Annotated in this window: 21 protein-coding genes; 1 reads left to right on the top strand and 20 read right to left on the bottom strand. The window is 73.1% G+C overall.

The genetic code is table 11. The features are described 5' to 3' along the window. Positions 1-61: 61 nt before the first annotated feature. The 7 genes from ABZ621_RS14125 to fmt all read right to left on the bottom strand — a co-directional run bounded on the left by ABZ621_RS14125 (position 62) and on the right by fmt (position 5,615). The gene (locus ABZ621_RS14125) at positions 62-370 is read right to left on the bottom strand and encodes a barstar family protein (RefSeq protein ID WP_360604068.1); all 309 of its coding nucleotides are present in this window, start codon (positions 368-370) and stop codon (positions 62-64) included. Further along, positions 357-815: a ribonuclease domain-containing protein gene (locus tag ABZ621_RS14120; protein WP_360604066.1), complete on the bottom strand. Its 459-nt coding sequence runs from the start codon at positions 813-815 to the stop codon at positions 357-359. The genes ABZ621_RS14125 and ABZ621_RS14120 overlap by 14 nt, the downstream gene beginning before the upstream one ends. A 225-nt stretch (positions 816-1,040) precedes the next feature. Beyond that, positions 1,041-2,099, bottom strand: a complete 1,059-nt coding sequence (locus ABZ621_RS14115; RefSeq protein ID WP_360604064.1) for a sugar-binding domain-containing protein — start codon at positions 2,097-2,099, stop codon at positions 1,041-1,043. Positions 2,100-2,220: 121 nt separating this feature from the next. Beyond that, positions 2,221-2,904, bottom strand: coding sequence for a ribulose-phosphate 3-epimerase (gene rpe / locus ABZ621_RS14110; RefSeq protein WP_360604062.1), 684 nt, complete (start codon positions 2,902-2,904; stop codon positions 2,221-2,223). A 96-nt stretch (positions 2,905-3,000) separates the two neighbouring features. Continuing rightward, the gene (locus ABZ621_RS14105; RefSeq protein ID WP_360604060.1) at positions 3,001-4,413 is read right to left on the bottom strand and encodes a transcription antitermination factor NusB; all 1,413 of its coding nucleotides are present in this window, start codon (positions 4,411-4,413) and stop codon (positions 3,001-3,003) included. A gap of 42 nt (positions 4,414-4,455) precedes the next feature. Then, positions 4,456-4,686 carry a hypothetical protein gene (locus ABZ621_RS14100; protein WP_360604058.1) on the bottom strand — a complete coding sequence of 77 codons (231 nt, stop codon included), beginning with the start codon at positions 4,684-4,686 and terminating at the stop codon, positions 4,456-4,458. Then, positions 4,683-5,615, bottom strand: coding sequence for a methionyl-tRNA formyltransferase (gene fmt, locus ABZ621_RS14095; protein ID WP_360604056.1), 933 nt, complete (start codon positions 5,613-5,615; stop codon positions 4,683-4,685). Before fmt ends, ABZ621_RS14100 begins: the two co-directional genes overlap by 4 nt. A 307-nt stretch (positions 5,616-5,922) precedes the next feature. Here fmt and ABZ621_RS14090 point away from each other — a divergent pair, with 307 nt between their 5' ends. After that, positions 5,923-6,444: a hypothetical protein gene (locus ABZ621_RS14090; protein WP_360604054.1), complete on the top strand. Its 522-nt coding sequence runs from the start codon at positions 5,923-5,925 to the stop codon at positions 6,442-6,444. Between the two features lie 78 nt (positions 6,445-6,522). Here the strand turns inward: ABZ621_RS14090 and ABZ621_RS14085 are convergent, their stop codons facing one another. The 13 genes from ABZ621_RS14085 to ABZ621_RS14025 form a co-directional block, all read right to left on the bottom strand. Further along, on the bottom strand, positions 6,523-8,661 hold the full coding sequence (locus ABZ621_RS14085) for a primosomal protein N' (protein WP_360604052.1): 2,139 nt from the start codon (positions 8,659-8,661) through the stop codon (positions 6,523-6,525). 96 nt (positions 8,662-8,757) lie between these two features. Beyond that, positions 8,758-9,966, bottom strand: coding sequence for a methionine adenosyltransferase (gene metK / locus ABZ621_RS14080; protein WP_360604050.1), 1,209 nt, complete (start codon positions 9,964-9,966; stop codon positions 8,758-8,760). A gap of 237 nt (positions 9,967-10,203) precedes the next feature. After that, positions 10,204-11,418 carry a bifunctional phosphopantothenoylcysteine decarboxylase/phosphopantothenate--cysteine ligase CoaBC gene (coaBC, locus tag ABZ621_RS14075; RefSeq protein WP_360604048.1) on the bottom strand — a complete coding sequence of 405 codons (1,215 nt, stop codon included), beginning with the start codon at positions 11,416-11,418 and terminating at the stop codon, positions 10,204-10,206. Positions 11,419-11,525: 107 nt separating this feature from the next. Continuing rightward, positions 11,526-11,798, bottom strand: a complete 273-nt coding sequence (gene rpoZ, locus ABZ621_RS14070; RefSeq protein ID WP_030493615.1) for a DNA-directed RNA polymerase subunit omega — start codon at positions 11,796-11,798, stop codon at positions 11,526-11,528. A 76-nt stretch (positions 11,799-11,874) separates the two neighbouring features. After that, on the bottom strand, positions 11,875-12,438 hold the full coding sequence (gene gmk, locus ABZ621_RS14065; RefSeq protein ID WP_360604046.1) for a guanylate kinase: 564 nt from the start codon (positions 12,436-12,438) through the stop codon (positions 11,875-11,877). A 73-nt stretch (positions 12,439-12,511) separates the two neighbouring features. After that, entirely contained in the window at positions 12,512-12,835 is a 324-nt protein-coding gene (locus tag ABZ621_RS14060) for an integration host factor (RefSeq protein WP_030493613.1), read from the bottom strand. A gap of 307 nt (positions 12,836-13,142) precedes the next feature. Beyond that, positions 13,143-13,988 (bottom strand): orotidine-5'-phosphate decarboxylase, encoded by an 846-nt coding sequence (gene pyrF / locus ABZ621_RS14055; protein ID WP_360604044.1) that lies wholly within the window; start codon positions 13,986-13,988, stop codon positions 13,143-13,145. Further along, the gene (locus tag ABZ621_RS14050; protein WP_360604042.1) at positions 13,985-15,097 is read right to left on the bottom strand and encodes a quinone-dependent dihydroorotate dehydrogenase; all 1,113 of its coding nucleotides are present in this window, start codon (positions 15,095-15,097) and stop codon (positions 13,985-13,987) included. Before ABZ621_RS14050 ends, pyrF begins: the two co-directional genes overlap by 4 nt. Positions 15,098-15,152: 55 nt before the next feature. Then, on the bottom strand, positions 15,153-18,461 hold the full coding sequence (gene carB / locus ABZ621_RS14045) for a carbamoyl-phosphate synthase large subunit (RefSeq protein WP_360604040.1): 3,309 nt from the start codon (positions 18,459-18,461) through the stop codon (positions 15,153-15,155). Beyond that, positions 18,454-19,593 (bottom strand): glutamine-hydrolyzing carbamoyl-phosphate synthase small subunit, encoded by a 1,140-nt coding sequence (gene carA, locus ABZ621_RS14040; RefSeq protein ID WP_360604038.1) that lies wholly within the window; start codon positions 19,591-19,593, stop codon positions 18,454-18,456. The genes carB and carA overlap by 8 nt, the downstream gene beginning before the upstream one ends. After that, on the bottom strand, positions 19,590-20,198 hold the full coding sequence (locus ABZ621_RS14035; RefSeq protein ID WP_360604036.1) for a hypothetical protein: 609 nt from the start codon (positions 20,196-20,198) through the stop codon (positions 19,590-19,592). The genes carA and ABZ621_RS14035 overlap by 4 nt, the downstream gene beginning before the upstream one ends. Next, positions 20,195-21,481, bottom strand: a complete 1,287-nt coding sequence (locus ABZ621_RS14030) for a dihydroorotase (RefSeq protein ID WP_360604034.1) — start codon at positions 21,479-21,481, stop codon at positions 20,195-20,197. The genes ABZ621_RS14035 and ABZ621_RS14030 overlap by 4 nt, the downstream gene beginning before the upstream one ends. 2 nt (positions 21,482-21,483) lie before the next feature. Continuing rightward, complete coding sequence (locus ABZ621_RS14025) at positions 21,484-22,470, bottom strand: aspartate carbamoyltransferase catalytic subunit (RefSeq protein WP_360604032.1); 987 nt, start codon at positions 22,468-22,470, stop codon at positions 21,484-21,486. Positions 22,471-22,473: the final 3 nt, after the last annotated feature.

Genomic DNA, 22,473 nt, shown 5'->3' with positions numbered 1-22,473 from the left:
CGTCCGCCGACATCCCGGCGTACTCCCCCGGCGCACGCCGTACTCCCCACGGTGTACGTCCTCACTCCTCGGCTCCCCCCGGCGATCCGAGGGCGACCAGCACCGAGAGCCGCTCGCCGGACTCCTCGACGGCCGTCGCGAAGACCTCCTGGGCGAGGTCCCAGTCGCGCGGGGCGCGGCGCGCGTACGCCTGCCAGTGGGTCACCACGACGGCGACGGGCCGGGGCAGTTCACCGAGGCTCTCGGCCAGCGCGTCCCAGTTGCGGCCGAACCAGTCCGGCAGGCCGAACGCGTCCGCGCAGCGGTCCATGAAGCCCGCCTTGTCGGTGACGCCGCGCAGATCGAGGACGACGGGGTCATCGATCCTCATCGCCGACCACCTCCCGGAAGCTCTCGTAGTGGTCGTCGGTGTAGTACCGCTCGCCGTCCCCGCCGGTGACGATGCGGCGCGCCCCGCGGTCGCGTTCGCCGGGGGTGCGGACGGTGTACTCGTGGTAGTGGCCGCGCTTCCTCGGCGGCAGGATCCGCTCGAAGTTCGAGAAGACGCTGCCGTCCTTGGCGTACGGGAAGGGTCCGCCGGCCCGGATCAGCGCGAGGGTCCTGCGCGCCTCGGGCGGCAGCTCCGACTCCCGGACGGTGGGAAGGTCCGAGACGGGCGTGGCGGTGGCCGCCGAGGGCGCGGGGGCGGCCGTCGCGGCGGTACGGGACGGGGCCGCGGTCGCGGCCGGCGTGGCGGTCCCGGCGGAACAGCCGGTCAGCAGCAGGGTCAGCCCGGCCAGGACGCCGAGCCCCAGCCGGAGGCAACGAGCGATCATCCCCCGATGCTGTCACCGGCCCCCGGACCCGGCCCGGGGGCGCGCCCGGGGAGGACGTGGAACGGAGCCCGGGAGGGCCCGTGCGGGGGCCCGGAAGCGGGCCCGGGCGACGCTCCGGACTCTGCCCGCCCCCGCGCGGCGCGGGGGAGGCGCCGCGGCGACGGCCGCGCGTACGGCGGAGGGCGCCGACCGCGGCTGTCCGCGGTCGGCGCCCTCCGTCCGGGCTCAGCGGGCTTCGGTGCCGGTGTCCGGGTCCTTGCGGTCGAGGGCCGGGCGCGGGCCCGGGCTGAACTCGGTGAGCAGGTAGTCGGCGGCCGAGCGGTCGGTGACGAGGCTGGTGACGAGGCCGGAGCGGAGCACCGCGCCGATCGCCGCCGCCTTGCGCTGGCCGCCCGCGATGGCGACGACCTCGGGGATCCGGCGCAGCCGGTCCGCCTCGACGGTGATGCACCGCTCGCCGAGGTCGCGGCCGACCCGGCGGCCCTCGGAGTCGAAGAGGTGCGCGGACATCTCGGCGGCCACGCCGAGGGTGGCGTAGTGGGCGCGCTCCTCCTCGGTGAGCATGTCGTGGACGGTCGAGATGCCCGGCTCCCAGGAGCCGATGGAGACGCAGGCGACGGTGACCTTGTCGAAGTACTCGAAGGCCCGCGCGATGCCGGTCTGGTTGCGCAGCGCCGCGGCGGTGGCCGGGTCGGGCAGCAGCATGGGCGCGTAGATGGGGTGGGCCTCGCCGCCGGAGACCTGGGCGGCGCGCCGGACCGCCTCCACCGAGCCGCGCTCGGCGGTCCCGGCGTCGTACACGCCGGTGAGCTGGACGACCGTGCACGGGGGCAGCCGGTCGAGGGCGGCCGCCATGTGGATGGTCGAGCGGCCCCAGGCCAGGCCGAGGACGTCGCCCTCGGTGACGAGCTCGCCGAGGAGGTCGGCGGCGACCTCGCCGAGGTTCTCCGGGTCGGGCGACTCGTCGTCCTCGGCCGGGGACTCGACGACGACGGCGTGGCGGAGCCCGTAACGGGCGCGCAGCGCGTCGGAACGTTCGGCGTCCAGCTCGGCCGGTACCCGGATCTCGATGCGTACGAGATCCCGCTCCAGAGCGGTCTCCAGGACCCTGGCCACCTTGAAGCGGCTCACGCCGAACTCCTCGGCGATCTGGATCTTGGACTTCCCCTCCAGGTAGAAGCGGCGCGCCATGGCCGCCGCCTGCACCAGCTCCGCGGGGCCCATCCGCAGGGCCGACCGTCCCGCCGACATTCCCGCCACCGCGATCTCCTCACTGCTGTTCACGCACCGCTGTCCACGATCCGTGTTCGTTCACACTCTGGACCCGCTGTTCATCCTGTCAGAAACGGCGGGCCTTGATCAGTCCTGTCGGCGGCCCGTCGGACCGCGTTCATCAGCCGGAGGCTCAGTGGCCACATGCCCAGGCGGCACCGGCCGTGGCGGCCTCCGCCTTGGCCCGCAGCCCGGCCACCGCGGCGGCCGGGTCGGCCGCGCCGTAGACCGCCGAGCCGGCCACGAAGACGTCCGCGCCCGCCTCGGCGCAGCGCTCGATGGTCGCCTCGGAGACGCCGCCGTCGACCTGGAGCCACAGTTCCAGGCCGTGCTTGGAGATCAGCTCACGGGTGCGGCGGATCTTGGGCAGCATGATGTCGAGGAAGGCCTGGCCGCCGAAGCCGGGCTCGACGGTCATGATGAGCAGCATGTCGAGCTCGGGGAGCAGGTCCTCGAAGGGCTCGATGGGCGTGGCCGGCTTGAGCGCCATGGAGGCCCTGGCGCCCTTGGCGCGGATCTCCCGGGCGAGCCGGACCGGCGCGGCGGCGGCCTCGACGTGGAAGGTGACCGAGCCGGCGCCGGCCTCCACGTACTGCGGGGCCCAGCGGTCCGGGTCCTCGATCATCAGGTGACAGTCGAGGGGGGTGCCGGTCGCCCGGCTGAGCGACTCGACGATCGGCACGCCCAGCGTCAGGTTGGGCACGAAGTGGTTGTCCATGACGTCGACGTGCAGCCAGTCGGCCCCGTCGACGGCCTTGGCCTCGTCCGCGAGGCGGGCGAAGTCTGCGGAGAGGATGCTGGGATTGATCTGCGCCATGAGCCAAGCCTGCCACGTTCTTGGGGACTTCTTTGCCGCGAACCGAGGCTCGGCCCTCACGGCACCGGACGTACTGGTACGGACCAGCGGAAACCGTCAGGCCGTCCGGCGGATCAACGCCAGATACATGGCGTCCGTACCGTGCAGATGCGGCCACAGCTGGACGTCGGGACCGTCGCCGAGCGGCTCGACGCCGGGGAAGAGGGGCCGGGCGTCGATCAGCTCGGCGCCCCCGAGCTTCTTCAGGACGTCGTCCACGACGACCCGGGTCTCGGCGAGGTGCGGCGAGCAGGTCGCGTAGCCGACGACTCCGCCGACGCGGACGGCCCTGAGCGCCTCGGTGAGCAGCCCGCGCTGGAGCGGGGCGAAGCCGTCGAGGTCCTCGGGGCGGCGGCGCCAGCGGGCCTCGGGGCGGCGGCGCAGGGCGCCGAGCCCGGAGCAGGGCACGTCGACGAGGACGCGGTCGAAGGCGCCCTCGCGCCACGGCGGGCGGGTGCCGTCGGCGGCGATGACCTGGTACGGGCCGGGGTTGCCGGCCAGCGCGCGCTCGACGAGCCGGGCGCGGTGCGGCTGCTTCTCGGAGGCGAGCAGGGCGGCGCCGCGCTCGGCGGCCAGCGCCCCGAGCAGGGCGGCCTTGCCGCCGGGGCCCGCGCAGCCGTCGAGCCAGCGGGTGTCGGGGCCGTCGAGCGGCGCGTTGGCCAGCGCGATCGCGACGAGCTGACTGCCCTCGTCCTGGACGCCGGCCCGGCCGTCCCTGACGGCCTCGATGGCGCCGGGCTCGCCGCCCTCGGAGAGCCGGAGGGCGTACGGGGACCAGCGGCCCGGCTCGGTCTCGGCGGCCTCGGCCAGCTCCTCGACGGTGACCCGGCCGGGGCGGGCGACGAGGGTGACCTCGGGCCGCTCGTTGTCGGCCTCCAGGAGCTCCTCGATGCCGGCCCGGCCGCCGCCGAGCGCGTCCCAGAGCGCGGAGACCACCCAGCGGGGGTGGGAGTGCATGACGGCGAGGTGGTCCTCGGCGTCCTTCTCGTACGGCGGGGCGACCTCGGCCAGCCAGGCGTCCAGGTCCTGCCGCGTGATCTTCCGCAGCACGGCGTTGACGAACTTGGCGCGCCCCTCGCCGAGGACCGCGCGGGCCAGCTCGACGGTGGCGGAGACGGCGGCGTGCGGCGGGATGCGGGTCCCGAGCAGCTGGTGCGCGCCGAGCGACAGCACGTCCAGGACGGGCGGGTCGACCTCGCGCAGCGGCCGGTCGACACAGGCCGCGATGATCGCGTCGTACGTGCCCTGCCGCCGCAGCGTCCCGTAGACCAGCTCGGTCGCGAGGGCCGCGTCCCGCGCCTCGAAGCCCTCCTTCTCGCGCGCCTTGCGCAGCAGCGGGGGCAGCACGAGGTTGGCGTACGCGTCCCGCTCGTCGACCGCCCGGAGCACCTCGAAGGCGAGCATCCGCACCGGATCCTTCTTGGGCCGGCGGTGGGGCTTGGGGGGACGGCGACGTGCCTGCTCGCTCAAAGGTGCTCCGCGTGACGAAATGAGGGGTCGAACCCACCCAGCCTACGTCCGCGCGCCCCTACCGGGGAAAACGGCCCGTTCCTCCGCCGTGGGCTCCCGGAAGACGGGGTCCGTGAAGGCCGTCGGGCACCGGACGTGGAGCACGTCCGTCGGCTCCGCTTCCGGCCCGTGGTGGTACGTGAGGTCGCACCCGGCGGCCAGGGTGAGCCGGCTGCCGTCGAAGCGGCGCACCTCCCGGTTCCACCACGAGCCCTCGGGGAGCGGCAGCGTCACGCGCCCAGGCGCTCGTCGGGGGAGATGCGGACGCCGCGGGCCCAGTCGGCGGCCTTCATGGGCTTCTTGCCCTGGGGCTGGACCCACAGCAGCTCGACGGCGTACGACCCGGTTCCCGCGTACACGTTGTTCTTGCCGACCGCCAGCTCACCGGGGGCGAGGTCGGTGCGGTCGGCGACGGGGGCGACCTGGATGAGCTTGAGGCGCTCGCCGCGGAACAGGGTCCAGGCGCCGGGGGCGGGGGTGCAGCCGCGGACGACGCGGTCGACGCGGAGGGCGGGGGCGGCGAAGTCGACGTGGGCGTCCTCGACCTCGATCTTCGGGGCCAGGGTGACGCCGTCGGCGGGCTGCGGGACGGCCTTCAGGGCGCCGTCCTCGATGCCGTCCATGGTCGCCGAGAGCAGCCCGGCGCCGGCGAAGGCGAGGCGGGTGAGCAGATCGCCGCTGGTGTCGGTGGGGCGGATCTCCTCGGTGATCACGCCGTAGACCGGGCCGGAGTCGAGACCCCGCTCGATCTGGAAGGTGGAGGCGCCGGTCACCTCGTCGCCCGCCATCACCGCGTGCTGGACGGGGGCGGCGCCGCGCCAGGCGGGGAGGAGGGAGAAGTGCAGGTTGACCCAGCCGTGCGCCGGGATGTCGAGGGCCTTCTGCGGCAGCAGCGCGCCGTAGGCGACGACCGGGCAGCAGTCGGGGGCGATCTCGCGCAGCCGGGCGAGGAAGTCCTCGTCGCGCGGGTGGGCCGGCCGCAGGATCTCGATGCCCTCCTCCTCGGCCCGCTGCGCGACCGGACTGGCGACGAGCCGCCGCCCGCGCCCCGCCGGCGCGTCCGGCCGGGTGACCACGGCCGCCACCTCGTGCCGGCCCGAGGCGAGCAGGGCGTCCAGGGCGGGAACGGCGACCTCGGGGGTGCCTGCGAAGACCAGCTTCATGGGTGGCGACTGCCTGTCTGTCCGGGGGTGTTGCGAGCGACACACCAGTCTAGGCGCTGTCCCCCGCGGAGGACCGGGGGCACGTGCGGGGCGCCGCCGTACGGCGCGAGGGCGGTCGGAGGGGCTCGCGTGCGGCGCGCGCGGGGAGGGGGCGTGCGCTGCGGTGAGCGCCCTGCGCATATGCGTGTACGCCCCCGCAGCGTGACCCAAGTCCCGGTGGCGCGTTGGTCAAGAGAGATTGACCGAATCGGGCTGCCGTCCCCCTGCGGCCGCCCGCCCTTCCATCGCCGGTTCGAGAGGCTTTCACATGGCCGACCACGCAACCCACGACGCCCAAGCCCGGGCGAGTCTGCACCTGCTGGTGCGGGACATCGAGCGGGTCCGGCGGCAGGTGGACGCACTGCGCACGCTCACGGCCCAGCTGGGCAATGTCTACCGCCCTCGCCGCTCCGGCCCGTCCACGGGCTTCGTCGTCTACGGCCGCGCCCCCGCCCCCACCGTTCGGCTCGCCCAGGAGCTCCGCGACAGCGTCGAGACCCTGGTGACCGCGGCCGTCGAGTTCGACCGCTCCCTCGGGTTCTCCTGGGACGCCGTCGGTTCCGCGCTGGGTGTCACCAAGCAGGCCGTCCACCGCCGTTACGGCGCCCGCCGGGCGCCCCAGCCGCCCGCGGTGGAGCCGGAGCAGCACGGCGTCGCCGAGCCGGGCGTGACCCGCACCCTGCCGTCGGTGCCCGCCGCCCGCAGCATGCCGCCGCAGCCCACCTCGGGCAGCGCCACCCTCCGCGAGGAGCCCCGCTCCCCCGCCTTCCCCAGCCCGCGCAACGGCTGACCGCGCGGGTCCGACGACCGGCCGCCGTCCCCTGGCCGAAGGGGGCGGCGGCCGTCGCCGTGTCCGCTCCGCCGTCCGTCAGCCGATGTCCGGCGGATCCACCCTGACCCAGACGGGGTCACCGGTGCCGCGCGCCTGGCGACTCGCCCGGGCGTGCTTGAGGGCCTGCGCGAGCGCCGCGCCGCTGCCCGGCGGTACCCGGACGAGCGCCCGGTCCCACTGCTCGCCGGGCGGCGGATCGCCGGGCCGGCGGACGGACCCCGGGCGGACCACCGGCAGCGGCACCGGCCCGAGGATCTCCGCGTCCATGGGCAGCGCGGCGCCCGTGAGGAAGGTCGCCACCGACTCGGGCGGCCCGGTCACCGCGGCCATCCGGGAGACCGGCGGGAAACCCAGCTCGGCCCGCTCGGCCAGCTCCCGCTGGGCGTGCCCGACCGGATCCCAGCGGACCAGCGCCTGCACGGGCCGGAGCGTCGGCTCGGCGACCACCACCACCGTGCCGCCCTCCGCCTGGCCCCTGACCAGCGAGGCCGCGTCCATCCAGCGCCGCAGCGCCTCCTCGCCGGCCCGCAGGTCGGGGCGGCCGAGCAGGGCCCAGCCGTCGAGCAGCAGCGCGGCCGCGTAGCCGCCGTCGGCGACCGGTTCGGCGCCGGGGGTGGAGACGACGAGGGCGGGGCGGTCCGGGACCCGGTCCAGGACGTGATCGCGGCCGGAGGTCCGCACCGGCACGGCGGGGAAGGCCCGGCCCAGCTCCTCCGCGGTCCTGCGGGCGCCGACGACCTGGGCGCGCAGCCGGGTGGATCCGCACGCCTCACAGTGCCAGTCGGGGGCCTCGCGCCCGCACCAGGCGCAGTGCAGCTCGCGCTGGTCGGGGGCCTCCAGCGGCCCGGCGCAGTGCCGGCAGCGGGCGGGCGTCCGGCACTGCTGGCAGGCGAGCCGGGGCACGTACCCCCGGCGGGGCACCTGGATCAGGACCGGCCCGGAGCGCAGCCCGTCCCGGAGCGTCTCCCAGGCGAGCGAGGGCAGCCGGGCGGCGCGCGCGGCCCCGTCCCGGGCGAGCAGGTCGTCGCCGACGGTACGCACCCGGGGCGCGGCCCTGCGGACCTCCTCGCGGCTCGCGGCGAGCGGCCGGGCCCAGCCGGACTCGACGAGCTGCGCGGCCTCCACGGTGCAGCCGGTGGCGCCGAGCAGGAAGGCGCACCGGTCGTGCGCGGCGCGCAGCAGCAGCACCTCGCGGGAGTGCGGCTGCGGGGCGTGCGGGTCGCTGTGGCTGCCGTCGCCGTCGTCCCAGACGACGACGAGGCCCGGATCCCGGACGGGCGCGAACATGGCGGCGCGGGTGCCGACGACGGCCCGCACGGAGCCGCGCCGCACGGCGAGCCACTGCCCGTACCGCTTCTCGGGCCCGGCCTCGGCGGTGAGCACCGCGTGCCGCCCCTCCCCCAGGACGGCGGTCAGCGCCGCGTCGACACGGCCGACGGCCCGCCCGTCGGGCACGACGACGAGGGCGCCGCGCCCGGAGGCGAGCGTGGCGGCGACCGCGCGGGCGATCTCCTCGGCCCAGTGCGGCCCCGGCAGCGCCGTCCAGACCGCCCGGGGCGCCCCGCCGCGCGCCAGCGACTCCAGGAACGCCGGCCCCTGCTCGTACCGCCCCCAGGTGCCCGGCTCCGGCGGCGGGGGCGGCGGCAGCGGCGCGGGCGAGTCCCGCCGCTCGGCGGCGGCGTTGCGCGGCGGCACGGCGAGCTGCAGCACGTCGGCGAGGCTGCCCGCGTACCGGTCGGCGACGGCCCGCGCGAGCGCGAGCAGCTCGGGCCCGAGCACCGGCTCGGGCGACACCACGTCGGCGAGCGCGGCCAGCGGCCCCGAGTAGTCGGACACGGCCCGCCGCTCGACGAGGAACCCGTCGATCAGCCGCCCGCCCTCCCGGCGCCCGCCCCGCACCTGCCCGGCCCCGGCCCCGAACCGCACCCGCACCCGCACGCCCGGCCGCGCGACCTCGTCGAGCTCCTCGGGCACCGCGTAGTCGAAGAACTGGTCGAGGTGCAGCACCCCCTTGTTCACCACCACCCGCGCGACCGGCAGCTCCTTCGCGAGCGCCGCCCCCCGCCACGTCCGCGGCTTCGCCTTCGGCACCTTCGCCTTGCGCACGGTCTCCCGGATCAGCGCAAGCTGCTCGGGCCCCTCGCCGCTCACCCCGTTCCCCTTCTCGCTGCTCACAGCCCCATACCTACCAGACGGCTCGGACAGCGGGAGCACGCCGGAAGCCCGGCGCCCCCTGAGGGGTGCCGGGCTTCCGGAGGTGGTACGGGGGGACTACAGGCCGGCGGCCTTCTTGAGGGCGTCGACGCGGTCGGTGCGCTCCCAGGTGAAGTCGGGCAGCTCGCGGCCGAAGTGGCCGTAGGCGGCGGTCTGGGAGTAGATCGGGCGGAGCAGGTCGAGGTCGCGGATGATCGCGGCCGGGCGGAGGTCGAAGACCTCGCCGATGGCGTTCTCGATCTTCTCGGTCTCGACGGCGTTGGTGCCGAAGGTCTCGACGAAGAGGCCGACGGGCTCGGCCTTGCCGATCGCGTAGGCGACCTGGACCTCGCAGCGGGAGGCGAGGCCCGCGGCGACGACGTTCTTGGCGACCCAGCGCATGGCGTAGGCGGCCGAGCGGTCGACCTTCGACGGGTCCTTGCCGGAGAAGGCGCCGCCGCCGTGGCGGGCCATGCCGCCGTAGGTGTCGATGATGATCTTGCGGCCGGTGAGGCCGGCGTCGCCCATCGGGCCGCCGATCTCGAAGCGGCCGGTCGGGTTGACCAGCAGGCGGTAGCCGTCGGTGTCGAGCTTGATGCCGTCCTCGACGAGCTCCTGCAGGACGTGCTCGACGACGAACTCGCGGATGTCGGGCGCGAGCAGCGATTCGAGGTCGATGTCCGAGGCGTGCTGCGAGGAGACGACGACCGTGTCGAGGCGGACGGCCTTGTCGCCGTCGTACTCGATGGTGACCTGGGTCTTGCCGTCGGGGCGCAGGTACGGGATGGTGCCGTTCTTGCGGACCTCGGTGAGGCGGCGGGAGAGCCGGTGCGCGAGGTGGATCGGCAGCGGCATCAGCTCGGGGGTCTCGTCCGAGGCGTAGCCGAACATCAGGCCCTGGTCGCCGGCGCCCTGCTTGTCGAGCTCGTCCTCGTCGCCCTCGACGCGCTTCTCGTAGGCGGTGTCCACGCCCTGCGCGATGTCGGGGGACTGCGACCCGATGGAGACCGAGACGCCGCAGGAGGCGCCGTCGAAGCCCTTCTTCGAGGAGTCGTACCCGATCTCGAGGATCTTGTTGCGGACGAGGGTCGGGATGTCCGCCCACGCCTTGGTGGTCACCTCGCCCGCGACGTGCACGAGGCCGGTGGTGATCAGCGTCTCGACGGCGACGCGGGAGGTGGGGTCCTCCCGGAGCAGCGCGTCGAGGATGGTGTCGCTGATCTGGTCAGCGATCTTGTCGGGGTGCCCCTCGGTGACGGACTCCGAGGTGAACAGACGACGGGACACAACGCTCCCTGGGGTTGCAGCGGCTGCTGGCTATCTCTTCGCGGACCGGCAGGGGGCTGCGCCCCGCGACGTTCCACGGACAGTCTATCGGGCCGGGTCGCCGGATGGACCAGGTGTCTCGCCTGACGAATGTGATCAGCTGGGGCGAACCGGCTCCGGGAGGGGGCCGGGGAGCACGTTCCGTAGGGCGGAGATCACTCGCGCCCCGGCGTTTCGCGCGCCCCGGCCGCCCCGTTCTCAGGCGGAGCGCTCCCGCAGGCGGGGCAGGACGAGGTCCCAGACGGTCTCGGCGAGGGCTTCCTTCGGGCCGTACGGGACCGGGGTCTCGGTGCCGTCGGCGGCGAGGACCACGGCCTCGTTCTCCTCCGAGCCGAAGGTCTTGCGCTCGCCGACCTCGTTGACGACGAGGAGGTCGCAGCCCTTGCGGGCGAGCTTGGCGCGGCCGTTGGCGAGCACGTCGTCGGTCTCGGCGGCGAAGCCGACGACGACCTGGCCGGGCAGGGCGCGGTCGGCGGAGAGCTCGGCGAGGATGTCGGGGTTGCGGACCAGCTCGATGGTGGGCGCGCCCCCGTCGTCGGTCTTCTTGATCTTGCCGGTGGCGTACGCGGCCGGGCGGAAGTCGGCGACGGCGGCGGCCATGACGACCGCGTCGGCGTCGGCGGCGGCCTTGAGGACGGCCTCGCGCAGCTGGACGGCGGTGCCGACGTGGACGACGTCGACGCCGGCCGGGTCGGGAAGGGCGGTGTTGGCCTCGATCAGGGTGACCCTCGCGCCGCGGGCGGCGGCGGCCTTGGCGAGGGCGTAGCCCTGCTTGCCGGAGGAGCGGTTGCCCAGGTAGCGGACCGGGTCGAGGGGCTCGCGGGTGCCGCCGGCGGACACCACGACGTGGCGGCCCGCCAGGTCGGGGGCGGTGACGCCGCGGGCGAGGATCCTGCGGCAGACCTCGAAGATCTCGCCGGGGTCGGGGAGCCGCCCCTTGCCGGTGTCGACGCCGGTGAGACGGCCGACGGCGGGTTCGATGACGACGGCGCCGCGGCGGCGGAGCGTGGCCACGTTCTCCTGGGTGGCCGGGTGCTCCCACATCTCGGTGTGCATGGCGGGGGCGAAGACGACCGGACAGCGCGCGGTGAGCAGCGTGTTGGTGAGGAGGTCGTCGGCGAGGCCGTGGGCCGCCTTGGCGAGCATGTCGGCGGTGGCGGGGGCGACGACGACGAGGTCGGCGCCCTGGCCGATGCGGACGTGCGGCACCTCGTGGACGGTCTCCCAGACCTCGGTGGAGACGGGGTTGCCGGAGAGTGCGGACCAGGTGGCGGCGCCGACGAAGTGGAGCGCGGAGTCGGTGGGGACGACGCGGACGTCGTGGCCCGACTCGGTGAGCCGGCGCAGCAGCTCGCACGCCTTGTAGGCGGCGATCCCGCCGCTCACGCCCAGGACGACCTTCGGCTTGGTCACGGCTGCCTCTCCCCACGCGGGTGCGCGCTCTCGGATTGCGTACGACTCCATGAGACACCACAGGCCCGGCGGAAGGACCGCCGGGCCTGGAGTGACGAACGCAACGCTTACTGAACGGGACCCTCGACGGCCTCGGAGGTCAGCAGGCCCGCGTTGATCTCGCGCAGGGCGATCGAGAGCGGCTTCTCGTGGACGTGGGTGTCGACGAGGGGACCGACGTACTCCAGCAGGCCCTCACCGAGCTGCGAGTAGTACGCGTTGATCTGACGCGCGCGCTTGGCCGCGTAGATCACGAGGCTGTACTTCGAGTCCGTGGCCTCGAGCAGCTCGTCGATCGGCGGGTTGATGATGCCCTCGGGCGCGGTGATGGAAGAGGACACGCTCTACCTTCCGAAGATGGATAAAAGATTTGGAGAGACCCTGAAAGATTCAGAGAGTGCAGAATGATCAGAAAGATCAGACTACGTGCATCAACGTTAGCAGCTCGCGTGCGACGTCCTCGACGGAGGTGTTGACGAGCGTGGTGTCGAACTCCGACTCCGCGGCGAGTTCGATCTTGGCGGCCGCCAGACGCCGCTCGATGACCTCGGGCGACTCGGTGCCGCGGCCGGTGAGCCGGCGGACCAGCTCCTCCCAGCTCGGCGGGGCCAGGAAGACGAGGCGGGAGTCGGCCATGGACTCCTTCACCTGGCGCGCGCCCTGGAGCTCGATCTCCAGGAGCACGGGCTCGCCCTTCTCCAGGCGGTCGACGACCGCGCCGCGAGGGGTGCCGTAGCGGTTGCCCGCGAACTCGGCCCACTCGAGGAGCTCACCGTTGGCGATCAGCTTGTCGAACTCGTCGTCCGAGACGAAGAAGTACTGGACGCCGTGCTTCTCGCCGGGGCGGGGCTTTCGTGTCGTGGCCGACACCGAGAGCCAGACCTCGGGGTGGACCTTGCGCATATGAGCGACGACCGTGCTCTTGCCGACCCCTGAGGGGCCTGAGAGCACGGTCAGCCGCGGACGTACCTCTGCTGCCATGCGGCGATTATTCCAGTAACGCCGGGGTGCCCGGGACGCGTGGCCCGGATCGGGCACCCGCCGGAGCGCCGGGTCAGGCGCCGGCGCCGCCGAACTCGCGCTCCAGGGAGGCGATCTGGTTGGAGCCGAGACCGCGGACGCGGCGGCTCTCGGAGATGCCGAGCCGCTCCATGATCTGCTTGGCGCGGACCTTGCCGACGCCGGGCAGGGACTCAAGGAGCGCGGAGACCTTCATCTTGCCGATGACGTCGTTCTCCTGGCCCTGCTTGATGACCTCGTGGAGGGATGCGCCGGAGTGCTTGAGTCGATTCTTGACCTCGGCCCGCTCCCGGCGAGCCGCGGCGGCCTTCTCGAGCGCGGCTGCGCGCTGTTCAGGGGTAAGGGGCGGAAGAGCCACGCCTACGTCACCTCGGATGTCGATCTGTCGGATACGGACCGGTGAGGACCTGGTCGACCCACACCAGTGGAGCAACGCCCGACGACGCGGCCGTCGGACGTCTGCTCTGCCCCGGAGACTAGCGGCCATGGCCGCTCCAGTCAGCGAGAACAGCGGAAAAGTCCTGGTCAGCCTCTGCCGACCAGGACTTTTCCGGCATATCGACCCGGATTTCTGCCAAGATTTCGTCAAGTGCCACGACGGGACGCGGCCCGCGCCCGCCGTCCGCTCCCACCTGCGGGGATGACCCGGGGGCGGGCCGGCGGGGTCAGCCGGCGACGGCGGCCCGGATCTCGTCCGCGTAGCGCGTCGCCGCGTCCCGCAGGGCGGACGCGTCCGGTCCGGCGCGCAGCACCCCGCGGCTGACGTTCGGGACCACGTTGCGGACCGCGTCCCCGAAGACGACCGGAAGGTCGGCCGGGGTCGCGCCCTGGGCGCCGATGCCCGGAGCGAGCAGCGGGCCGTTGATGTCGAGGTCGAAGGAGGAGAGGTCGCCGAGGGTGGCGCCGACGACCGCGCCGAAGGAGCCCATGGGGGTCTCCCCCGCGTTCTCCTCCGCCAGGTGGGCGAGCATGGTCGCGCCGATCGTCCGGCCGGCCGGGTCGTCGGTGCGTACCGCCCGCTGCACCTCCGCGCCCTCCGGGTTCGAGGTCAGCGCCAGGACGAAGAGGCCGGCTCCGGACTCGCGGGCCAGGTCGACGGCCGGCTTCAGGGAGCCGTAGCCGAGGTACGGGGAGACCGTGAGCGCGTCGGAGAAGAGCGGGGAGCCCTTCCGGAGGAAGGCCTCCGCGTAGGCGGCCATGGTGGAGCCGATGTCACCGCGCTTGGCGTCCATGACGACCAGGCCGCCGGCGGCCCGCAGGTCGGCGGTGGCGCGCTCCAGGACGGCGATGCCGCGCGAGCCGAAGCGCTCGAAGAAGGCGGCCTGCGGCTTGAAGACGGCGACGGTCTCCGCCAGCGCCTCGACCACGGTGTACGTGAAGCGCTCCAGGCCGGCGATGTCGTCGCCGAGGCCCCAGGAGCCCAGCAGGGAGGCGTGCGGGTCGATGCCGACGCAGAGCGGGCCGCGCTCGTCCATGGCGGAGCGCAGGCGGGTGCCGAAGGAGGGAGTCACGAGGTGGTGGCCTTTCGGTGGTCCGCGCCGACGGCCTCGGCGATGGTGGCGTACGGGGAGGCCGCGAGGCGCGCGGCGAGCCCCTTGTGGATGGCGCGGGCGTAGCAGGGGCCCTCGTAGATGAAGGCGCTGTAGCCCTGGATCAGGGTGGCGCCGGCGAGGATGCGCTGCCAGGCGTCCTCGGCGTTCTCGATGCCGCCGACGCCCACCAGGACGATCCGGTCGCCCACGCGCGCGTACAGGCGGCGCAGGACCTCCAGGGAGCGCTCCTTGAGCGGGGCGCCGGAGAGGCCGCCGGTCTCCTGGACGAGGGCCGGGGAGGAGCTCAGGCCGAGGCCCTCGCGGGCGATGGTGGTGTTGGTGGCGATGATGCCGTCCAGGCCGAGCTCGACGGCGAGGTCGGCGACGGCGTCCACGTCCTCGTCGGCGAGGTCGGGGGCGATCTTCACCAGGAGCGGGACGCGGCGGTCGGTGACCGTGCGGTCGGCGGCCTCGCGGACGGCGGTGAGCAGCGGGCGCAGCGACTCGGTGGCCTGGAGGTTGCGCAGGCCGGGGGTGTTCGGCGAGGAGACGTTGACGACGAGGTAGTCGGCGTGGGTGGCGAGCCGCTCGGTGGACTTCACGTAGTCGGCGGCCGCGTCGGCCTCCTCGACGGCCTTGGTCTTGCCGATGTTGACGCCGACGACGGTCCTGAAGACCTCCGCCCGCGCGTGGAGGCGGGCGGCGACGGCGGCGGAGCCCTCGTTGTTGAAGCCCATGCGGTTGATCAGGGCCCGGTCCGGGACGAGGCGGAAGAGCCGCTTCTTGGGGTTGCCGGGCTGGGCCTCGCCGGTGACCGTGCCGATCTCGACGTGGTCGAAGCCGAGCATGGCCATGCCGTCGATGGCGACGGCGTTCTTGTCGAAACCGGCGGCGAGGCCGAAGGGGCCGTGCATGCGCAGGCCCAGGGCCTCGGTGCGCAGCTCCTTGTACCGGGGCGCGAGGACGGCCGCGACGAAGGTGCGCAGGACGGGGGTGCGGGCCGCGAGCCGGATCCAGCGGAAGGCGAGGTAGTGGGCCTTCTCGGGGTCCATGCGCTTGAAGACGAGCTGGAAGAAGAGCTTGTACATGGTGGTGTCCTCATGAAGAGGGGGACACCGTTTCCGGTGTCCCCCTCGGTGGCTGCTAGTCGCGGGCCGCGGTCAGGTGTTCGGCGTGTTCCTGGAGGGAACGGACGCCGACATCGCCGTGGTTGAGGGCGTCGATGCCCTGGACGGCCGCGGCGAGCGCCTGGACCGTGGTGAGGCACGGGACGCCGCGGGACACCGCCGCCGTACGGATCTCGTAGCCGTCGAGGCGGCCGCCGGTGCCGTACGGGGTGTTGACGATCAGGTCGACCTGGCCGTCGTGGATGAGCTGGACGACGGTCTTCTCGCCGTCCGGGCCCTCGCCCTCGCTGAGCTTGCGCACGACGGTGGCGTTGATGCCGTTGCGCTTGAGGACCTCGGCGGTGCCGGAGGTGGCGAGCAGTTCGAAGCCGTGGGCGACCAGCTCGCGCGCCGGGAAGATCATCGAGCGCTTGTCGCGGTTGGCGACCGAGATGAAGGCGCGGCCCTTGGTGGGCAGCGGGCCGTAGGCGCCGGCCTGCGACTTGGCGTAGGCGGTGCCGAAGACGGCGTCGATGCCCATGACCTCGCCGGTGGAGCGCATCTCCGGGCCGAGGACGGTGTCCACGCCGCGGCCGTGCACGTCGCGGAAGCGCGACCACGGCATCACGGCCTCCTTGACGGAGATCGGCGCGTCGAGCGGCAGGGTGCCGCCGTCGCCGGTCTTCGGCAGCAGGCCCTCGGCGCGCAGCTCGGCGATGGTGGCGCCCAGCGAGATGCGGGCGGCGGCCTTGGCGAGCGGGACGGCGGTGGCCTTGGAGGTGAAGGGCACGGTCCGGGAGGCGCGCGGGTTGGCCTCCAGGACGTAGAGGATGTCGCCGGCCATGGCGAACTGGATGTTGATCAGGCCGCGGACGCCGACGCCCTTGGCGATGGCCTCGGTGGAGGCGCGCAGCCGCTTGATGTCGAAGCCGCCGAGGGTGATCGGGGGCAGGGCGCAGGCCGAGTCGCCGGAGTGGATGCCGGCCTCCTCGATGTGCTCCATGACGCCGCCGAGGTAGAGCTCGGTGCCGTCGTAGAGGGCGTCGACGTCGATCTCGATGGCGTCGTCGAGGAAGCGGTCGACCAGGACCGGCCGGGTGGGGCTGATCTCGGTGGACTCGGCGATGTACGACTCCAGGCGCGCCTCGTCGTAGACGATCTCCATGCCGCGGCCGCCGAGCACGTACGAGGGGCGGACCAGGACCGGGTAGCCGATCTCGTCGGCGATCTTCTTGGCGCCGGCGAAGGTGGTGGCGGTGCCGTGCTTGGGGGCCGGCAGGCCGGCCTCCTCCAGGACGCGGCCGAAGGCGCCGCGGTCCTCGGCGGCGTGGATGGCCTCCGGGGAGGTGCCGACGACCGGCACGCCGTTGTCCTTGAGGGCCTGGGAGAGGCCGAGCGGCGTCTGGCCGCCGAGCTGGACGACGACACCGGCGATCGGGCCCGCGAGGGACTCGGCGTGGACGATCTCCAGCACGTCTTCGAGCGTCAGCGGCTCGAAGTACAGGCGGTCGGAGGTGTCGTAGTCCGTCGAGACGGTCTCCGGGTTGCAGTTGACCATCACGGTCTCGTAGCCGGCGTCGCTCAGGGCGAAGGAGGCGTGGACGCAGGAGTAGTCGAACTCGATGCCCTGGCCGATGCGGTTCGGGCCGGAGCCGAGGATGATCACGGCGGGCTTCTCGCGCGGCGCGACCTCGGACTCCTCGTCGTAGGAGGAGTAGAAGTACGGCGTCTTCGCGGCGAACTCGGCGGCGCAGGTGTCGACCGTCTTGTAGACCGGGCGGACGCCGAGGGCGTGCCGGACCTCGCGGACGACGTCCTCGCGCAGGCCGCGGATCTCCGCGATCTGGGCGTCGGAGAAGCCGTGGCGCTTGGCCTCGGCGAGGAGCTCCGGCTCCAGCTTGTCGGCGCCGGCGAGCTCGTCGGCGATCTCCTTGATCAGGAAGAGCTGGTCGACGAACCACGGGTCGATCTTCGTGTACTCGAAGACCTCCTCCGGGGTGGCGCCGGCCCGGATCGCCTGCATGACGGTGTTGATGCGGCCGTCGGTGGGGCGGACCGCCTCGCGGAGGAGTTCGGCCTTGTCGCCGGGCTCGCCGGTGAAGGCGAACTGCGAGCCCTTCTTCTCCAGGGAGCGCAGGGCCTTCTGGAGGGCCTCGGGGAAGTTCCGGCCGATGGCCATGGCCTCGCCGACCGACTTCATGGTCGTGGTCAGCGTGGAGTCGGCGGAGGGGAACTTCTCGAAGGCGAAGCGCGGGGCCTTGACCACGACGTAGTCGAGCGTGGGCTCGAAGGACGCCGGGGTCTTCTCCGTGATGTCGTTCGGGATCTCGTCCAGGGTGTAGCCGACGGCGAGCCGGGCCGCGATCTTGGCGATCGGGAAGCCGGTGGCCTTGGAGGCGAGGGCCGAGGAGCGGGAGACGCGCGGGTTCATCTCGATGACGATCACACGGCCGTCGACCGGGTCGACCGCGAACTGGATGTTGCAGCCGCCGGTGTCGACGCCGACCTCGCGGATGATCGCGATGCCGATGTCGCGGAGGATCTGGTACTCGCGGTCGGTGAGCGTCATCGCCGGGGCGACGGTGATGGAGTCGCCGGTGTGGACGCCCATCGGGTCGAAGTTCTCGATGGAGCAGACGACCACGACGTTGTCGTGCTTGTCGCGCATGAGCTCCAGCTCGTACTCCTTCCAGCCGAGGATGGACTCCTCCAGGAGCACCTCGGTGGTCGGGGAGAGCGTGAGGCCCTGGCCGGCGATGCGGCGCAGCTCCTCCTCGTCGTGGGCGAAGCCGGAGCCGGCGCCGCCCATGGTGAAGGAGGGGCGGACGACGACGGGGTAGCCGCCGAGGGTGTCGACGCCCTTGAGGACGTCGTCCATGGAGTGGCAGATGACCGAGCGGGCGGACTCGCCGTAGCCGATCTTGGCGTTGACGGCCTCGACGACGCCCTTGAAGAGGTCGCGGTCCTCGCCCTTGTGGATGGCCTCGACGTTGGCGCCGATGAGCTCGACGCCGTACTTCTCCAGGACGCCCTGCTCGTGCATGGAGATCGCGGTGTTGAGCGCGGTCTGGCCGCCGAGGGTGGGCAGGAGGGCGTCGGGGCGCTCCTTGGCGATGATCTTCTCGACGAACTCGGGGGTGATCGGCTCGACGTAGGTGGCGTCGGCGATCTCCGGGTCGGTCATGATCGTGGCCGGGTTGGAGTTGACCAGGATGACCCGCAGGCCCTCGGCCTTGAGGACCCGGCAGGCCTGGGTGCCGGAGTAGTCGAACTCGGCGGCCTGGCCGATGACGATCGGGCCGGAGCCGATGACCAGGACGGACTGGATATCGGTGCGCTTAGGCACGCTCGGCCTCCATGAGGGTCACGAAGCGGTCGAAGAGGTACGCGGCGTCGTGCGGGCCCGCGGCCGCCTCGGGGTGGTACTGGACGGAGAAGCCCGGCTGGTCGAGCAGCCGGAGGCCCTCCACGACGTTGTCGTTCAGGCAGACGTGGGAGACCTCGGCGCGGCCGAAGGGGGTCTCGGAGGCCTTGTCGAGGGGCGCGTCGACGGCGAAGCCGTGGTTGTGCGCGGTGACCTCGACCTTGCCGGTGGTCCGGTCCTGGACGGGCTGGTTGATGCCCCGGTGGCCGTACTTCAGCTTGTAGGTGCCGAAGCCGAGCGCGCGGCCGAGGATCTGGTTGCCGAAGCAGATGCCGAAGAGCGGGGTCTTCCGCTCCAGGACGGCGGTCATCAGCGCGACCGGGCCGTCGGCGGTGGCCGGGTCGCCCGGGCCGTTGGAGAAGAAGACGCCGTCCGGGTTCACCGCGTACACGTCGTCGGCGGTGGCGGTGGCGGGCAGCACGTGGACCTCGATGCCGCGCTCGGCCATCCGGTGCGGGGTCATGCCCTTGATGCCGAGGTCGATCGCGGCGACGGTGAACTTCTTCTCGCCGATCGCGGGGACGACGTACGGCTCCTTGGTGGCGACCTCCTCGTAGAGGCTGGCGCCCTTCATGTGCGGCTGGGCCTGCACGCGGGCGAGCAGCTCGGCCTCGGGGGCGAGCGCCTCGCCGGAGAAGACGCCGGCGCGCATGGAGCCGCGCTCGCGCAGGTGGCGGGTGAGGGCGCGGGTGTCGATGCCGGAGATGCCGACGACGCCCTGGGCGACCAGCTCGTCGTCGAGGCTGCGCTTGGCGCGCCAGTTCGACGGGATGCGGGCGGGGTCGCGGACCACGTAGCCGGAGACCCAGATGCGGCTCGACTCGTCGTCCTCGTCGTTCCAGCCGGTGTTGCCGATCTGGGGGGCCGTGGCGACGACGATCTGGCGGTCGTACGACGGGTCGGTGAGGGTCTCCTGGTAGCCGGTCATGCCGGTGGAGAACACGGCCTCGCCGAAGGTCTCCCCCACGGCCCCGTAGGCGCGGCCGCGGAAGGTGCGGCCGTCCTCCAGGACGAGTACGGCGGGAGCCTGGGCTCCCCTTGTGGAGGTCGTCATCGTGCGATGCCTTCCGTCGTGTCGGTCTTCGGAGTGTCGATCGAGGTGTCGATCATGGAGTTGAGGGTCTCGACCCAGGCGGTGTGCTCGGCGGCCCGGTCGGAGCGGAAGCCGGAGTCGAGGAGGGTGCCGCCGTGCTCCCAGGTGACGATCAGGAGCCCGCCCTCGGCGAGGACCTTGCCGGCGATGCCCTTGTCGAGACGGGCCTCGCGCAGGGCGGCGGCGGGGATCAGGAAGTCGTTCGCCCCGGGGCGGACGACCGAGATCCCGGCCTCGGTGAGCGTGAGCTCGGCGCGGCTGCGGGTGCCGAGGCCGTGGGCGACGATCCGGTCCAGCCACTGACCGGCGGTGGTGGAGCCGTGGTAGCGGCCGGCCATCGACAACACAGTCAGCTTGGCCTCACCGGGCGTCCGCGGCACCTCGGGGAGTTCGGGAAGGTCCGACTGGAGGCTGCCGCGCCACTTCCAGCCCTGGCGCATGAGCCAGTAGACGAAGGCGACGAAGAGCAGGAGTCCGACGACCCAGCCGATGCGGCCGGCCCAGTCGGTCACCTCCGCCGACTTCTGCTCCGCGGCGAGGGCCGCGCTTGCGATGGTGTGTGTCACGCCAACTTCCCGTCCATGACCGTTGCCCGGCCCCGCAGGAAGGTGTGGGTGACGCGACCCGGCAGCTCACGGCCCTCGTAGGGGGTGTTGCGGCTGCGGGAGGCGAAGTCCGCGGGGTCCACCGTCCCACGGTAAGCCGGATCGACCAGGACCAGGTTCGCGGGCTCACCAGCCGAGACGGGTCGTCCGTGGCCGGTGGCGCGGCCGATGCGGGCCGGGGCGGAGGACATCCGGTCGGCGACGCCGGCCCAGTCGAGGAGGCCGGTCTCCACCATCGTCTGCTGGACGACGGAGAGCGCGGTCTCCAGGCCGACCATGCCCATGGCGGCGGCGGCCCACTCGCAGTCCTTGTCCTCGTGCGGGTGCGGGGCGTGGTCGGTGGCGACGATGTCGATCGTGCCGTCGGCCAGGGCCTCGCGCAGGGCCAGCACGTCGCGCTCGGTGCGCAGCGGCGGGTTGACCTTGTAGACCGGGTCGTACGTGCGGACCAGCTCGTCCGTGAGGAGGAGGTGGTGCGGGGTGACCTCGGCGGTGACGTCGATGCCGCGGGACTTGGCCCAGCGGACGATCTCGACGGAGCCGGCGGTGGAGAGGTGGCAGATGTGGACGCGGGAGCCGACGTGCTCGGCGAGGAGGACGTCGCGGGCGATGATCGACTCCTCCGCCACGGCCGGCCAGCCGCCGAGGCCGAGCTCGGCGGAGACGACGCCCTCGTTCATCTGGGCGCCCTCGGTGAGGCGGGGCTCCTGGGCGTGCTGGGCGACGACGCCGCCGAAGGCCTTCACGTACTCCAGGGCGCGGCGCATGATCACGGCGTCGTCGACGCACTTGCCGTCGTCGGAGAAGACGGTGACGCCGGCGGCGGAGTCGTGCATGGCGCCGAGCTCGGCGAGCTTCTTGCCCTCCAGGCCGACGGTGACGGCGCCGATGGGCTGCACGTCGCAGTAGCCGGCCTCCTTGCCGAGCCGGTAGACCTGCTCGACGACGCCGGCGGTGTCGGCGACCGGGTGGGTGTTGGCCATGGCGAAGACGGCCGTGTAGCCGCCGGAGGCGGCGGCGCGGGTGCCGGTGAGGACGGTCTCGGAGTCCTCGCGGCCGGGCTCGCGCAGGTGGGTGTGGAGGTCGACGAGGCCGGGGAGGAGGATCTGGCCCTCGGCCTCGATCACGGTCGCGCCCTCGGCGGACAGGCCGGTGCCGACCGCCTCGATCGTCTCGCCGTCGAGGAGGACGTCCTGCGGCTCGCCGCCCAGCACCTTCGCACCACGGATAAGGATCTTGCTCATCTTTACTTGCTCTCCTCGGTACGGGTGGTGGCGGGGGCGACGGCGGGCTCGGAGCCGCCGAGCAGCAGGTAGAGGACGGCCATCCGGACGGAGACGCCGTTGGCGACCTGCTCGACGACCGTGCAGCGGTCGGAGTCGGCGACCTCGGCGGTGATCTCCATGCCGCGGACCATGGGGCCGGGGTGCATGACGATGGCGTGCTCGGGCATCTTCGCCATCCGCTCGCCGTCCAGGCCGTAGCGGCGCGAGTACTCGCGCTCGGTCGGGAAGAAGGCGGCGTTCATCCGCTCGCGCTGCACACGCAGCATCATCACCGCGTCGGACTTCGGCAGCACGCTGTCGAGGTCGTAGCTGACCTCGCAGGGCCAGGTCTCGACGCCGACGGGGACGAGGGTGGGCGGGGCCACCAGGGTGACCTCGGCGCCGAGGGTGTGCAGCAGGTCGACGTTGGAGCGGGCGACCCGGCTGTGCAGGACGTCGCCCACGAGGGTGACGCGCTTGCCGGCCAGGTCCCTGCCGAGACCGGCGTCGCGGCCGACGAGGCGGCGGCGCATGGTGAAGGCGTCGAGGAGGGCCTGGGTGGGGTGCTGGTGGGTGCCGTCGCCGGCGTTGATGACGGGGGCGTCGATCCAGCCGGAGGTGGCGAGGCGGAAGGGGGCGCCGGAGGCGCTGTGCCGGATGACGACGGCGTCGACGCCCATCGCCTCCAGGGTCTGCGCGGTGTCCTTCAGGGACTCGCCCTTGGAGACGCTGGAGCCCTTGGCCGCGAAGTTGATGACGTCGGCGGAGAGGCGCTTCTCGGCGGCCTCGAAGGAGATCCGGGTGCGGGTGGAGTCCTCGAAGAACAGGTTGCAGATGGTCCGGCCGCGGAGGGTCGGCAGCTTCTTGATGGGCCGGTCGGCCACCCGGGCCATCTCCTCGGCGGTGTCGAGGATCAGGACGGCGTCGTCGCGGGTGAGGTCGGCGGCCGAGATGAGGTGACGCATCATCGG

Source organism: Streptomyces sp. NPDC007863 (genome assembly GCF_040633895.1).
Classification (GTDB): domain Bacteria; phylum Actinomycetota; class Actinomycetes; order Streptomycetales; family Streptomycetaceae; genus Streptomyces.
This window is presented reverse-complemented; position numbering and strand designations above follow the sequence as displayed.